This window comes from Microbacterium sp. F2E (genome assembly GCF_020905435.1).
Classification (GTDB): domain Bacteria; phylum Actinomycetota; class Actinomycetes; order Actinomycetales; family Microbacteriaceae; genus Microbacterium; species Microbacterium lacticum.
In genome coordinates, this window is sequence record NZ_JAJJIB010000003.1 from 204,355 (window position 1) to 218,377 (window position 14,023).

Consider the following 14,023-nt stretch of genomic DNA (forward strand, 5'->3'; position numbering starts at 1 on the left):
ACTCCGGCCGGTCGGTGATCCCCGGCTGTCGTCCCCTCCTGGACTCCTGACCGGGCTGGTCACCTGGCAGGTGCACGCCTCGGTCACTGCCGCCTCCCGTCGCCATCTCCCGTCCACCGACGCGACGCCTCGCTGACCTCCTGCCCAGGCCGCTCCGCCGCTCGTCTCCATCGGCCTCACCTCCCCGATGCCCTTCTGAGGTCCCACACGTCTTTCTAGTGAGGTTTGTCAACGTATGTTGACAGTGTGATTCCGCCGTAGGCGACGAACCGCTGAGCTTGGTGCTGGCCGCTCACCTGCTGTTCGGGAGGTGACGGCGGTGACGGTCTCGATGCGGGTGATGTCGGCGGGCGATGGGTACAAGTACCTGCTGCGCACGGTCGCCGCCGGTGACGGCGACAGGTCGCTCTCGACCCCGCTGACTCGCTACTACGTTGAGGCGGGCAGCCCGCCGGGGTTCTGGCTCGGCGCTGGCCTCCCGACCCTCAGCGGCGGCGTCATCGAGGCCGGTGACCGGGTGTCCGAGGCGCAGCTCGAGCTGTTGATGGGGATGGGTCGTGATCCGGTGACCGGCGACCCACTCGGCCACGCCTATCACCGATTCGCGTCCGTGGAGGAGCGGATCGCGAAGCGCACCGCCAACCTTCCCGCCGATCTGCCGGTGATGGAGCGTGCGGAGGCGGTCGCGGTGATCGAGGCCGAAGAGAGCCAGCGTGGGACGCGCCGCGCGGTCGCGGGGTATGACTTCACCTTCTCGGTGCCGAAGTCGGTGTCGGTGCTGTGGGGTGTTGCGGATGCGGGCACGCAAGCACTGATCGCGGATGCGCACCATGCGGCGGTTGCGGAGGTGGTTGCGTTCATGGAGCGGGAGGTTGCATCCACCCGGATCGGCGCAAACGGTCCCGAGGGCACCGTCGCCCACGTCGATGTCACCGGGCTCATCGCCACGGCGTTCGATCACTACGACTCCCGGGCGGGTGACCCGCAGTTGCACACGCACGTCGTGATCAGCAACAAGGTCCGCACCGCCCAAGACGGCATCTGGCGCTCCCTCGCTGGCCGCCCCATACACGCCGCCGTCGTCGCCGTGTCCGAGCACTACAACGCTGTCCTCGCCGATCACCTCACCCGCACCCTCGGCATCGGATGGGACGCCCGCGAGCGCGGACGCGACCGGAACACCGCATGGGAGCTCACTGGGGTCGGTGAGGAGTTGATCGGTGAGTTCTCTTCCCGGACCCGCGACATCGAGGCCGAGAAGGAGCGTCTGATCGCGGAGTACGTCGCGAAGCACGGTCGGCAGCCCTCGCCGCGGTCGGTGATCCGGCTGCGCGCCCAAGCCACCCTCACCACCCGCCCGGACAAGGAGGTGAAGTCCCTGGCGGAGCTGACCGCCGCATGGCGGCACCGTGCCGGCCAGGTGCTGGGTGAGGACGCAACCTCGTGGGCGCGGCGACTGACGACGATGGCGGAGCGGCAGGTGGTGTTGCGCGCCGACGACGTGCCCCTCGACCTGATCGCCGACCTCGGCCGGTCTGTCGTGGGCGTGGTGGGTGAGCGGCGGTCGACGTGGCGGCGGTGGAACCTGCACGCCGAGGCCTCCCGGCAGCTCATGGGCTGGCGGTTCGCCACCACGCACGATCGGGAAGCGGTTATGGGGCTGGTCACCGACGCCGCTGAGGCCGCGTCGCTCCGGCTGACGCCGCCGGAGCTGGCGTCGAGTCCGGTGCTGTTCCAACGGGCCGACGGCACGTCCCGATTCCGTCCACGCGGCTCGACGGTGTTCTCCTCCGAACTGCTGCTTGCCGCCGAAGATCACCTCCTCGAACGCTCCCGGACCACGACCGGGCCGGTGGTGTCGTTGGTGACGGCGGAGAAGATCACCAACCGTCCCGACCGGCAGGGCCGCACCCTCGGCCCCGACCAAGCTGCCGCCCTCGCTGCTGTCGCCGTGTCCGGCCGGGTCGTGGACATCCTCGTCGGGCCGGCCGGGGCCGGGAAGACAACGGCGATGTCCAGGTTGCGGCGGGCCTGGGAGGCCGAGCACGGCCCCGGCTCCGTCGTCGGCCTCGCACCGTCAGCGGTGGCCGCGCAGGTCCTCGCCGATGACCTCGGCATCGTCACGGAGAACACGGCGAAGTGGTGGCAGAACCACCTCACCCGTGGTGAGACGTTCCGCAAGGGCCAACTCGTCATCATCGACGAGGCATCACTGGCCGGCACCCTCTCCCTGGACCGCATCACCGCTCTAGCCGAGCACGCGGGGGCGAAGGTGCTGCTGGTCGGCGACTACGCCCAACTCCAATCCGTCGACGCCGGCGGCGCCTTCGATCTCCTCGTCCATGATCGCGACGACGCCCCCGAACTGGTCGACGTGCACCGGTTCGTAAACGAGTGGGAGAAGACCGCCTCCCTCGACCTACGCCACGGACGAGTCGAGATCATCGACACCTACGCAGACCACGACCGCATCCACGGCGGCGACACCGAAGCCATGATGGACGCCGCCTACACCGCCTGGCGCCACGACACCCTCGCAGGCAAAGCCACCGTGCTGATCGCCGACAGCAACGAGACCGTCACCGCGCTCAACGCCCGTGCGCGTGCCGATCTGATCCTGGACGGCACGATCACCCCGACCCGCGAGGTCGCGCTACGGGACGGGACCGCCGCGAGCGTCGGGGATACCGTGATCACGCGCCGTAACGACCGGCGCCTGCGCACCGGCCGCTCCTGGGTGCGCAACGGTGACAGGTGGCAGGTCACCGACATCCGCCGCGACGGGTCGATCACCCTCCGTCGCGCCGGCGTCAAGCAGGGCGCGGTGGTGCTGCCCGCCGGCTACGTCGCCGATCATCTGGACCTGGCTTATGCGGTGACGGCGCATAGGGCACAGGGTGTCACCACGGACACCGCGCACGTCCTGGCGGATGCGTCCACGACGCGGGAGAACCTGTATGTTGCGCTCACCCGCGGCCGTGAGGAGAACGTCGTGTACGTCGCGACCGACAAGCCCGACGACACCCACGCCCAGGCGCACCCGGGCGACAATCCCGAGGCGACTGCGCGGAGCGTGCTGTACGGGGTTCTTCAACATGTCGGCGCCGAGCCCTCCGCCCACGAGGCCATCACCGCCGAGCAGGAACGCTGGGCGTCGATCGGCCAGCTCGCCGCGGAGTACGACACCATCGCCCAGGCCGCGCAACACGACCGGTGGGCGGCCCTCATCCGCGCCTCTGGGCTCGCCGCGTCGGAGGCGGAGGACGCGATCGCCTCACCCGCCTTCGGCGCCCTCACCGCCGAGCTGCGCCGCGCGGAAGCCAACCACCACGCGGTCGACACGCTGCTGCCGCGGCTGGTTGCCGCGCGCGGGTTCGCGGACGCCGACGACGTGGCCGCGGTCCTGCACGACCGGCTCGCCCGAGCCACCACTCGCCCCGCAGGGTCCGGCCGGGCGAGGAAGGCACCGAGGCTGATCGCCGGGCTCGTCCCCGAAGCGACCGGCACCATGACCCCCGACATGCGCCAAGCCCTGACGGAGCGACGGGAGCTGATTGAGGCTCGCGCGGACGCCGTCCTTGACCGAGCGCTCGAAGGCAACAAGAAGTGGGTTACCAGCCTCGGTGGCCCTCCCAGGGACACCAAGGGCAAAGCGGCGTGGCGGCGGCACGCCCGCACCGTCGCCGCCTACCGAGACCGATACCCGATCACCGCACCCACGCTGCTCGGCCCGACATCGGACAGCACCGTACAACGGGTCGATGCCGCTCGCGCCCGCGCCGCTGCCGATCGAGCACGCGAACTCAGCCGAGCCGAGCCGAGCAGGACCACACGGCAGGCACCCCGACGAACGATCGAGCGCTCGCTGTGAGCACGCAACGCGCTCTTCGTCCTTCTTGCTGCTACAACTGCTCGAAGTCGAACGCGAGACGTTCTAGGAACGAGGTCGCGCGCTTGGCGGCCGCTATCTCGTCTTCGCGTGAGATCGAGAACTCTTCCAGCTCAGAGGCATCGCTCTGCGAGACACGTGCCGGAAGGTCGACCACCATCGATGCCGCACGCAGGAAAGCCCCTGGAGGACTGCCAGCGCGCTCCCACCGATCCAGTAATGCCTCCCGTGCGATCTGCTCATCGAACTCGCCCAAGTCCGCAGCGACGATCTGCGCGGCAAACGCCTTCGCCGCCAAGGAGCGAGCAACCTCGTCCTCTCCCAGTTCGGGGGCAGACATACGCACCTCACCTCTCGTAGTCGGTCAGATCGACGCGAGCCATTCGCTCCGGCATAGCCTGGGCGGAATCCGCAGGAGGGAGCGGAAGGATTCTGGTCGCCTGGTTGTCGGGCATGTCGCCGTGTCTTACGACCTCAACAGCAACCGAATCCCACTCGTGCAGCACAGCCCCAGGTTCGGGGGCCTGCCGGACGACGTAGAACAAGCCCGGCCAAGCCAGCACGCCAATCGGCGGCCCGTCCGGGTCCGGATTAGCCAACGCGACGCCCGCCTCGCTCGCGGCGTCCCGGGCGACATGGAACGGGAGTCCCACCACGTCCGGGACTGTCACGAGCCGCGCGATCCGACCGCTCATGCTCACCAATCTACGCCGCTCGTGGCGAAGCGGCACTCGCCTGCGCTTACAGCCGGGTGCGCGGTCGAAGCATTGGGGCGGACGGTCGGCCGCTCGCTTAGGCCGCTACTCCCGGGCGGTGCGCGCGAGCGCGGCGTCCAGGGCGTCGCGCAGCCGGGCCGCGCTCTCGCGGGTGACCTCGATGCGCTGCCGGTCATTCGCGACCGTCACCCACACCTCCCGCGCCCCGACCTGCCGGTAGACCACGACCGCAAGCTCCGTAGCCGCCACCTCCCGCACCAGCTCCCCGCCGCCGGCGAAACCGCGGTCGATGGTGATCACCGGCACCACCACGTGCTCGCTCGCGTGGGCGCGATCCTCCGGGTGCCACTGATCCGCGTGGTCCTCCTGACACCATGCGGGGCACGGATCGGTCAGCCATCCAGGGCGTGTGTTCGACACGATGAATCTCCTTCCTGTCCGCGCGCCTTGCGTGGACAGGACCACACAGCCGTCCCCGGCCCCGGTTGTCAGCCCCCCGCAACGTCGCGTGAGCCCACGGAACCGGGTGAGGGGCGTGGTGACTCATGTCAAGATGCTCGCGAAAGGTGGGTGCGTGCCTCGCCTGGTTTTGCTCGCGAAACGCCGGCGCTGATCGCCGCGGTCTTGGCTGCGGCGAGGTGGATCAGGCGGGTCTGGATCGCGGTGATCTGCCGGGTCAGTTCGGCGGGGTTCGTGCTCTGAAATAGCGCGGCCAGCTCGGCGGTCTTCTCTGCGGTGAGGACGCCGGAGTCGATGAGCCGCTGGTGCGGGGTGCGGGGCTTGTCGTAGACGCGGACGCTTTTGCCGTTGCGGTTGGTGCGGTAGCCGATCGCTTTCGTGGTCCCGGTGAACAGGTTCAGCCTGACCCGCACGAGCGCGTAGAGCTCGTTGAGCAGCCGTAGCTCGGCCGCGGTGTCGTAGCGGTAGTGGAACGCGTGCCGACGCACCACGTCACCGTTCTTCTGCTCGACGTGGGCGTTGTCATTGGAGTGGTAGGGGCGCGCCCGGGTGAAGAACAGGTCACGCTCCTGCGCCCAGCCGATGAGGGCCTCGTTGATGAACTCCCCACCGTTGTCGCTGTCGATCCCGGTCAGGCGGAACGGTAACCGCGCCTCGATGATCGGCATCGCCTCGAGCACCCACCGGTGCGCGCCGTTCTTGAGCGCGATGTTCTCGGTCCATCCGGTGTGCACGTCGGTGACGGTCAGCGAGCGGCAGAACTCGCCCTTCAGCGTCGGCCCGCAGTGCAGCACCAGGTCGATCTCGCAGAACCCGGGCGTCTGCTCGTGCTCGTCGCCGGCCTTGCGGACCGTGATCGAGGTCCGCAGCAGCGGGCCGGCCTTGGTGCCCGAGATGCCCGTCAGCCGCATCCCGTCCCGGGTGGGTTTGAGTAACCGGTCGATCGTGGCCCCGGACACAGCCAGCAGCTGAGCCCGAGTGTGCTCGGTGAGCCGGTGCGCGTCGTCACCGAACTCGCCGTGCTCGATGAGCTTGGGCAGCCAGATCCCCATCGTCGCGGCCAGATACTTCCCCGAAGGCTGCCCCGCGAGCATCCAGACCCTGATCAGCAGCTTGAGCGTGTCATACCCGTATGTCCGCGCACGCAGCGCACGCTTGGCCGCCCGCTGCGGGCCGCGCCGTTTCCCCGCCGCGGTCACCTGCCGGCGGGCGTTCGCCCGCGACCAACCCGTCGTCGCGACCAGCTCATCCAGCATCCGCCCCCGCGCCTTCTTCGACGCGGCCGCGTACTCGCGGGCGTACTTCTTCGTGATCTCACGCTTGGTCAACATCGACAACGAGCCCATCCCACCAGCACACCCCAATGCCCGAAGCGTGGCCAGCGTTTCGCGAGCAAATCCCAAATGAGGCACGCACCCCATTACGCGAGCACATTAGATGAGTCTCGTCGAGGGGTTCCAAGTGTCGGGGCGGCGTCGTACAGTAGAACTAGGCGACGCCCTCTCACCATCGCTTGCGATGGCATGACCTTCCGCCCGATGCGGCCGGTCCACTTCACGCTTGATATCGCCGAAGCTGTGGAGAGGACTGTCGCCATGTTCCGACTCATCTGGGCTCTCAGCGTCCGCGTCCGGTACTACCTGCGCCGCTACATGCCCACCAACATCCTGATCGACGCGATCCGCTACCGCCGCCGCTGGCACAAGTGGGGCATCCCCGCGATGCTCCTCGCGATCCCGTATCTCCTCATCGCCGCCACCTGCTCCCACCTCGCACAGAATGACGGACCCGGCTGGCTGCACCTGGTCGCGTTGTGGGGCATCTGGAACGCCCTGAAACTGATCTGCCTCGGACCCATCAGCGTCATCGTGCTCATCGGCGCACGGCTACGGGAGTGGCGAGCACGCCTCGACGCCGCCCGCTACGGCTGGGACGAGTACGAGGCCGCTGCACCCCAGCATGCCTGACCGTCATCCGCGCCTATCAACGCTCAGCGGGATAGACCGGAACGCCCCGGCCTGGCGCGGGTCGGCGTCTCCCGCGAGAACTGCACGCCGGCCGCGGCGGGCGACGGTGAGGTGAGCGCGCACAGATCAGCGATGTCGGTGACCACGCGGGCGGTGCCCTCGCGCAGCAGCCGGTGGCAACCGGCCGAGGCCGCGGACGTGACAGGCCCCGGCACCGCGCCCACCGGCCTGCCCAGCCCTGCAGCCTGCGCGGCGACGTGCAGCGAGCCGGAACGATACCCGGCTTCCACCACCACCGTCGCCGCCGAGACCGCCGCCAGCAGACGATTGCGAGCCAAGAACCGCCACCTCGTCGGCGTAGACCCCGGCGGCAGCTCACTGACGAGCGCGCCCTCGCGCCCGACCTGATCCAGCAGCTCCCGGTGCCCCGTAGGGTACGGACGATCCAGACCCCCAGCGAGCACCGCAACAGTCCTGCCACCGGAGGCCAGCGCGGCCCGGTGCGCGGCACCGTCGATCCCGTACGCACCACCCGAGACGATCACGCCTCCTTGGCCGGCGATGTCATTCGCGAGGCTCTGCGCGACGTGCTCACCGTAGGAGGTCGCGGCCCGTGCACCTGTGAAAGTCACAGCGTCGCGCGGTCGCGTCTGACGCAGGATGCCAGGATCGCCCTTGATCCACAGCGCGAGCGGCGCCCGCTCGCCCAGCACCCCGAGCGCGCTCGGCCAGTCCGCCTCCCCCGGAACAAGCACCCGCAACCCGAGACGCTCGGACGCACCCAGCACCCGGCTGATCGCGTCAGCGTCAAGCCGAGGCACCAGCCGCTCCCGCCACAGCATTGCCTCCGCGATATCCGCACCCCGGATCGGACCATCCCCACCCAGCAGCCGCAACGTCTCCACCGCACCACGGCGAGCCACCAACCGGCCCGTGAACGCATCGTCCGGCTCAGTCACCGACGCAAGCACGATCCTTGCGCCCCGCTCATCCGATGCCAACGACTCAATCGCGACCATCGCCCTGACTCCTCCCATGTCTCACAGGACAGGTGCGACCAGGCTTACCGCGCCACCGCCTCCGCTCTCAGAACGGGGCACGGCTCAATCATCACGCCGGAGGACGCATAAGCCGGAGACTCGCAGCTACCCTCAGAATCGCTGATCAAACCGCGAATGCTTGTGCGTCAGATTTCCCATGTGGTATTCGCTGCAATACCCCCTACATTTCCCCGCCATAAACCCACTCTTGATCTGCCCTTTCAGGCAACCTTCGTCGTGCGCGGAGTCGGCATCCCAGCCCAGGTCTGCCCGCTAGCCGTTCCGGGGACCCACGCCAAGATGAGCTACATAGTCGCCGACCTTCAGTAGGGCGACAGCCCGAAGCCTCCCCATCTGTCAGCGCGATCCCTCAGACGACTACCGAGACAACATCCGATTCGCTGACTCACCGGAACAGTCCCGGCTACACGTGCATCAGGAGCCCGTCAATTCAGCCCCAGTGCCTCCCCGACAGCCGGTAGCTCAGCCAGTCGTGCGGGTGTCTTGAGATCGCTGCCGAGACATCAACAGACCACGTTGGCCAAAGTCGTTCGATGTCTTCGGGAAAGCTCGACCACGTGCCCGTTCGTGCCGCCTCACGAGCCTTCACAAACGCCTCCCACACAGAGCTTCCACTCAGCCTTTCGGAATGGAAGACCACAGCGAAGAAGCCGGCGATGTAGTCATTGACGGGAGTTGACGTCGACACCACCGTCCTCGCGCCCGCCTCGATGAACGCAATGTCCATTGGAATCGCCTCAGCCAGTTGATCCGGGAGATAGGCCCCCGCGCCTGACGAACAGGCGGACAGAAACACGAGATCGCTGTCAGACGCATCGAAGTCCAGCAGCACCCGCGCCGACGACAGCGGGGGTTCGGTAGCACTGATCTCCATCGCTGTCTCATACGTTCGATTCCCGGCGTGACCATGTCCAGCGAGATGCACAATCTGGGGAAGCGAACCGGCGAGATGCTGGGAGCGGCTGGTGGCGTAAAGATGCGAGATGATTTCGAGTTCGGTGTCGACCGCGCTGATGTGGCGGGAACCCTCGCCAGCGAAACCGACAACCGCAGCGCCCGCGGCGCTCTCGCGCACCCTGGCCGCCAACGTCCCGACCCGATGGGTGTAGCTGACTTCCTGGAAGCCCAGCCGTAGTAGTGCCTCGTGAAGCGGGAGGTTGTACGCCGCCGGCGCGGGGCACACAACGAGCCTTGTCACGCCATTGGTGAGGAGCTGGTCAAACTCCGCTAGGCCTGCCGCCAAAGCTGCCGCTTGTTGCTCGATATCCCAGCCTGTGCTGAGTCTGCCGTCGAACTCGACCATTGAAGTTGTGAGCTCGCCAGTCTCGTTCAAGAACGCTACGTGAGCGACCAGCTGCATAGGTTCATCAAGCTTGACCTGAAACTGGGCGAATCCACGCCCAGCCCCGAGCGGTGTTAGGTCGATGAGCTCCCTGGGCGACTGGCCTTGTTGAGCGAGAGCGATTCGCCAGTTCTCGCGCGACGCTTGATAGAAGTCGTCCCCGGCAATCCCTCCAAACACGGCCGCAGTCGTGGTGTCCAATGTCTCGAGATGACGGCGGTATGCCATCGCCAGAGACGAGGTTGAGTGAGTGCGAAGCTCCTGCACCCCGCGGCTTAGGCCGTCAAACATGTTTCTCTCCGCCAGGGTCATCCCTGTCAAGTCATCAAGCGGAGTCGAGGGATGAAAGAGGTGGACATCTGCTGCAGGCAAAGAACTCGCTTCCAGAAAATCTCGACACGCCTCTCGAAGCTGCAACGGAAGAGGACAGCCGTAGGCGAAGACGAACTCCAGCCTCGAGGCGGATGAGATCCTGTAGACATCGAGTCGGACGATCCCGATAGCGATCAAAGTGCGCAAGCGAGTGACGCTGCGCAAATCGTCGAGGGGATAATGCCACCATGCCTCGGCTGTCTGCTGATCGCTCGGGAACGTCAGTGGGATACTCAGAACTGGGTTACCGGATCCATCCCGCCCGAATCCAAAGCGCGGCTCGTAGCTCCAGCGATGGATTGCCTGCAACTCATCATCTGACTCCGCAACGATGAGCCACCCGGGCACGTGCCCGGTCGATGCGTAGAACATGCGTGCACCGACGTTCAGGACAACGTCGCGTACCCAGTCGGGCACATCCCCCGGATCCGGGCCTGGCCATCCGCCCGGCATCGACCGAAAGATCTCGTGTTGATTTCCCGCATCCTCAAGAGCGACGAGCTCCGTGCGGACTCGGTCGTCCTCGAGGAGACACGCGTGGATCTCCAGGAGCGTCACGAGCCCCATCGCAACTGACACTCCCTCTTCAAGCAGCGCGTCGATTAAACGAAGGTGACTGCCCTCGCAATCAAGGGGAAGAACGCCGACTTCTTCTGGGGCCGGCTGGAGTTGTCGTTCCTCGATGTGGTCGAGGACCCGCCTGTCGATCGACTCGGGCGTCAGGTCATGGTCTGTCTCAGGCTGAAGACGGCGCCCGAGTTGAGAGTGGAAAAGCTCCGTCAACAGCTCTTCACGGATAGCCTCGGTGTCCCGCCCCAAGCGGTACAGGCTGGTCCACAAGAACGGAACAAAGCGGGCGAGATGCGGATCAAGCCTCCCGTCCCGCCAGTAGCGAGATATCAACGCTTCGACTTGGTCCGGTGACAGCCAGCGCTCCACACACGAGTCTGCATCGGCAACTCCGTACAGGTGTCCGACGCCAACATGCACGACGAGCATGGCCTGTTCGACTGGCGCCAAGAGATCGTCGGTGAAAATACGAGAGGTGGTCGAGTTCAGGATCAGGGTCACCACGTGGTCCAACCACAGTCTTCTTCCAGACGCGAACGCCTCGGACGTTGAACCGGTCACAATGCTCCTCACGTTTGCAACCCCGCGCTCAGAATCAGGATGGCAGAGGGCACTCATCCATCCGATCAAGACTCGCGTCCAGGTGGTGCGCAACGGGTCCATGGACACCGCCGCAGCACGCCCGCGCCGTCCGCGCCCGGATGCGCGGCGCCGCGCCTCGATTGGCGAGCATCGCACGTAAATGGCGCGCGCTCACCGGTTCACAGTGACATGCCTCAGCGCCTTGGGGGGCTGCCCTTCGCGGCCCATGCGTGGCGGGACTTGACGTTCCAGCCCTTGGTCCATGGATTCTCAGGACATCAAATGGTGACTTTTCACACGCATGGCCTCGCCAACGGCCGTTTGCTGGAGGACCGGCCCGTGGACGGGGCGGAGAGTGCTGGGCGACCGTATGGGTGGTCATGATCCAACCCCGTCAGCTCGGAGGTAGTCGAGGCGGCTCTCTATCGCCTCAATTGCTGTACGCGCCCGGTGCACTTACTCGAATGACGCGTCGATGTTCCCGAACAATGCTGTCACCGGGTCAGAGTCCACACTCAGCGGGTGCTTCGCGAGCACTTCGAGCTGCTCAGCGGATACGGCTATGACGCCGATGGATGCATCCCAAAACGCCAGTTCCTTCGGATCTACCTGCGGGAGCGCGCCGTAGTCGACCTCTTCGGGGTTTGGCCATAGGCGTGCCGCGCGCCCGGTATCTACCTGCGCGTGCTCAATCGGCCACCCTGGGGTGCCACACGATGGTGGCGTTTACGCCGGCGAATCCAAAGGACCGGCTCATGAAGTTGCGGTCTTCCCCGTCCACGACCAGCCGCGGTAGCACGATGTGCTGCTTTTGCGGGGGCGCCGCGTCCTCGCCGCGAAGATCCCTCCTTGTGACGAAGACGGAGAACCCTGCCGGTGGTGCGCTTCCGGTAAGCATCCAGTCGAGCCACTCCGGGCGGACGGCAGGTAGCTGCGGTAGGTCCTGGTCGCGCTGCAGTCCGGGATGATCATGGTCGGCGGCGGGATGCGCCGATAGCAGCCCAACCTTGAGCAGCCACCTGGCGAGGGCGGCGCACTCATCGGTGGACAGGATGAGCTCGTCAGGAGAGTCCCGGTGTGCGAGCAGCCGCCGGACAACGGGTTTCGCTGGCTTCTCGATCGTCGTATCCAAGGCGGCGTTGCATGTCTCGCACGCCGGGACGTGGACCCCGAGGAGGGCATCTGAGGTGATCGGGGTCACGTTGTCACGCTTTGTGTACGGATCGCCCGCGCGAGACGTTGTGAACGGCCCCTGCCCGTGGAACTCGCTGATGAACCAACTCGGCCAGACATGTTCCCCCACCCCGACGCTCGGGTTGGGGCAGAACACGCACGTCTGGCCGGGGAATCTGTTGCCCATGGAGCAACGATAGGCGGTGCTTCTCGTCGCCCTCACATCACGTCACCTGCCAAGAGCGCGGCGGACTGTCTGGGAGACTGAACCCGTGGATAGCGAAATCTCGTGGACGGAGCCGCGGATGCTGGCTTTGCGTGACGGGAGGGGTCCGCTCTTCACCGATGACGACCGGTTCAACCCGACATGGTGGCGGCGCAATGCGAACTTCGGGCCGCCCGAGCACCAGTGGCGCTCGTACGCCTGGCGGGGCGAAGAGGTTGCACGCATGCTCCTCGCCCGCAGATTCTCCAGCCACCTAACGGATAAACCAACTCCTGCCCTCATGATCTGGAGCTTCGAGGTACGCGAAGACTTGCGCTGCAGCGGGGACCACATCGGCACCCGGATAGTCGAACAGTTCGTAGACGAGTTCGACGATGAGGAGATCTACATTGGCCCGACGTCTGAGTCGATGTCGTTCTGGACGAGGTTCGGCTGGCCAATGTGTCAGTGCGATAGTTGTTGGGGTCGAAACTTCATCGTTCGCCGCCCGTAACCTCGCCTGATACGGCTGAGGCGCCCGGTGATGATCGCGCTATCCCGCTACGGGCGCGAGCACCTCTCCACGCAAGGCCGACACAACGGCCAACAGTCGCTCCCGGAGTCCCCCGGTAGGCGGTGGCATCTGGGTCGCGCTCACTTCGTTGACGGTTCGAACGGACGTCCCGTACGTTCGCGCCACGGCTCTTGCTGCGAGTGCCGCTCCCGCACCCTGCACACTCCAGTCCTGTCCGAACGCCCACGGGATACTTCGGGGCCAGAGTGCCGACAGCGTGCAGAACGCCAAGACTGCCATCACGCCCACTCCCCCGGCGATGGCGCCGTCGCCGATCAATCCGCCAGCGATTGCAAACACTGCCAGGGCGATGCTTACCGGGAACAGCCACGCCGCGATCTTGGTGAGTCGGTCCCGGGCGGTGAGGAAGGTGTGGAGCCCGTGCAGGTTGAACAATGTCAGCCCTGCGGCGAACATCGCGTACACAACGGTGAGCACCAGTTCGGAACCCGGCGGCGGCGCAATGGCGACCGTCACCGCGAGTCCGAGGATCCCGCCGACGACCGCGGTTACCGTCGCCACCAACCACGCCGGTCGACGAGACCGTGACCGTAACGCGGGCAGCCGACTCGCGGCCCATGCCCGGGAACGGATCGCTTCGGCCAGCCGCAGCGCGGGCTCAAACACAACGAACCCTCCCAGCTGAACTGCAAGGAAGAAAGTGACCCCCGCGGCGGGGAGGACAACGAACAACGACCCCGCCTTCGTCGGATCCTTGACGCACATCGCCAGGATGAGAAGCAGCGCGGGAGTCAGAGCGCCGGCCATCGCCTCGGCGGCGAATCCGAGCCGCCGCCGGGTCCGCGCCGCGACCGTCGGCGACGCGACCAACTGTCCCCCGATCACGATCGCGTAGAACCCCAGCATCACCGGGATGTACACGCCGAACCCCCACCCGATGTGTGTGAGGACCTCCGCTCCGGCTACCGGGGCTACCTCGACCAGGTGAGGCAATGCGGTCTCGCTCGGGAAGGCAAGAAGGACGAAGGCGGCGAAGGTGGTGAACACGCTCATCCCCGCGATTTCCGACATCGCCTCTTTCGCCGGGCGAGACGGCAGCAATTCGTCTGCCCGGTCAGTCGTGGTCGTCGCTGTGTCCATGGCGTCACCGTA

At 66.5% G+C, this 14,023-nt stretch carries 11 protein-coding genes; 3 read left to right on the top strand and 8 right to left on the bottom strand.

Annotated elements, in window-relative coordinates; genetic code table 11:
• The first annotated feature begins 331 nt into the window (after nucleotides 1-331).
• Nucleotides 332-3,871 (top strand): MobF family relaxase, encoded by a 3,540-nt coding sequence (mobF, locus tag LOK55_RS04350; RefSeq protein WP_229934421.1) that lies wholly within the window; start codon nucleotides 332-334, stop codon nucleotides 3,869-3,871.
• A 31-nt stretch (nucleotides 3,872-3,902) separates the two neighbouring features.
• Here the strand turns inward: mobF and LOK55_RS04355 are convergent, their stop codons facing one another.
• The 4 genes from LOK55_RS04355 to LOK55_RS04370 all read right to left on the bottom strand — a co-directional run bounded on the left by LOK55_RS04355 (nucleotide 3,903) and on the right by LOK55_RS04370 (nucleotide 6,395).
• Nucleotides 3,903-4,229 carry a hypothetical protein gene (locus tag LOK55_RS04355; RefSeq protein WP_229934394.1) on the bottom strand — a complete coding sequence of 109 codons (327 nt, stop codon included), beginning with the start codon at nucleotides 4,227-4,229 and terminating at the stop codon, nucleotides 3,903-3,905.
• Between the two features lie 7 nt (nucleotides 4,230-4,236).
• On the bottom strand, nucleotides 4,237-4,584 hold the full coding sequence (locus LOK55_RS04360; RefSeq protein ID WP_229934395.1) for a PASTA domain-containing protein: 348 nt from the start codon (nucleotides 4,582-4,584) through the stop codon (nucleotides 4,237-4,239).
• A 105-nt stretch (nucleotides 4,585-4,689) separates the two neighbouring features.
• A complete protein-coding gene (locus tag LOK55_RS04365; protein WP_229934396.1) occupies nucleotides 4,690-5,025 on the bottom strand; it encodes a hypothetical protein in 336 nt (111 codons plus the stop codon).
• A 128-nt stretch (nucleotides 5,026-5,153) separates the two neighbouring features.
• Entirely contained in the window at nucleotides 5,154-6,395 is a 1,242-nt protein-coding gene (locus tag LOK55_RS04370) for an integrase (RefSeq protein ID WP_229934397.1), read from the bottom strand.
• Nucleotides 6,396-6,659: 264 nt separating this feature from the next.
• On the opposite strand from LOK55_RS04370, the gene LOK55_RS04375 reads away from it, so the two are divergent.
• The gene (locus tag LOK55_RS04375) at nucleotides 6,660-7,031 is read left to right on the top strand and encodes a sulfate permease (protein WP_229934398.1); all 372 of its coding nucleotides are present in this window, start codon (nucleotides 6,660-6,662) and stop codon (nucleotides 7,029-7,031) included.
• A gap of 23 nt (nucleotides 7,032-7,054) precedes the next feature.
• On the opposite strand, the gene dprA is transcribed toward LOK55_RS04375, so the two are convergent.
• The 3 genes from dprA to LOK55_RS04390 form a co-directional block, all read right to left on the bottom strand.
• A complete protein-coding gene (gene dprA / locus LOK55_RS04380) occupies nucleotides 7,055-8,050 on the bottom strand; it encodes a DNA-processing protein DprA (protein WP_229934399.1) in 996 nt (331 codons plus the stop codon).
• A gap of 472 nt (nucleotides 8,051-8,522) precedes the next feature.
• Nucleotides 8,523-10,877 carry a CHAT domain-containing protein gene (locus tag LOK55_RS04385; RefSeq protein WP_229934400.1) on the bottom strand — a complete coding sequence of 785 codons (2,355 nt, stop codon included), beginning with the start codon at nucleotides 10,875-10,877 and terminating at the stop codon, nucleotides 8,523-8,525.
• Between the two features lie 769 nt (nucleotides 10,878-11,646).
• Entirely contained in the window at nucleotides 11,647-12,159 is a 513-nt protein-coding gene (locus LOK55_RS04390) for a hypothetical protein (protein ID WP_229934401.1), read from the bottom strand.
• 244 nt (nucleotides 12,160-12,403) lie between these two features.
• Between LOK55_RS04390 and LOK55_RS04395 the strand changes: the two genes are divergently transcribed.
• Entirely contained in the window at nucleotides 12,404-12,850 is a 447-nt protein-coding gene (locus LOK55_RS04395; protein ID WP_229934402.1) for a hypothetical protein, read from the top strand.
• A 39-nt stretch (nucleotides 12,851-12,889) separates the two neighbouring features.
• Here LOK55_RS04395 and LOK55_RS04400 read toward each other — a convergent pair whose 3' ends face one another.
• Nucleotides 12,890-14,011, bottom strand: coding sequence for a hypothetical protein (locus tag LOK55_RS04400; RefSeq protein ID WP_229934403.1), 1,122 nt, complete (start codon nucleotides 14,009-14,011; stop codon nucleotides 12,890-12,892).
• Nucleotides 14,012-14,023 lie beyond the last annotated feature (12 nt).

What these genes read in the sequence shown, in the direction of transcription:
- LOK55_RS04360 (WP_229934395.1), bottom strand. Translation starts at nt 4,584, where the DNA reads ATGAGCGGTCGGATCGCGCGGCTCGTGACAGTCCCGGACGTGGTGGGA.
- LOK55_RS04370 (WP_229934397.1), bottom strand. Translation starts at nt 6,395, where the DNA reads ATGTTGACCAAGCGTGAGATCACGAAGAAGTACGCCCGCGAGTACGCG.
- LOK55_RS04375 (WP_229934398.1), top strand. Translation starts at nt 6,660, where the DNA reads ATGTTCCGACTCATCTGGGCTCTCAGCGTCCGCGTCCGGTACTACCTG.
- LOK55_RS04400 (WP_229934403.1), bottom strand. Translation starts at nt 14,011, where the DNA reads ATGGACACAGCGACGACCACGACTGACCGGGCAGACGAATTGCTGCCG.
- mobF (WP_229934421.1), top strand. Translation starts at nt 332, where the DNA reads ATGCGGGTGATGTCGGCGGGCGATGGGTACAAGTACCTGCTGCGCACG.
- dprA (WP_229934399.1), bottom strand. Translation starts at nt 8,050, where the DNA reads ATGGTCGCGATTGAGTCGTTGGCATCGGATGAGCGGGGCGCAAGGATC.
- LOK55_RS04355 (WP_229934394.1), bottom strand. Translation starts at nt 4,229, where the DNA reads ATGTCTGCCCCCGAACTGGGAGAGGACGAGGTTGCTCGCTCCTTGGCG.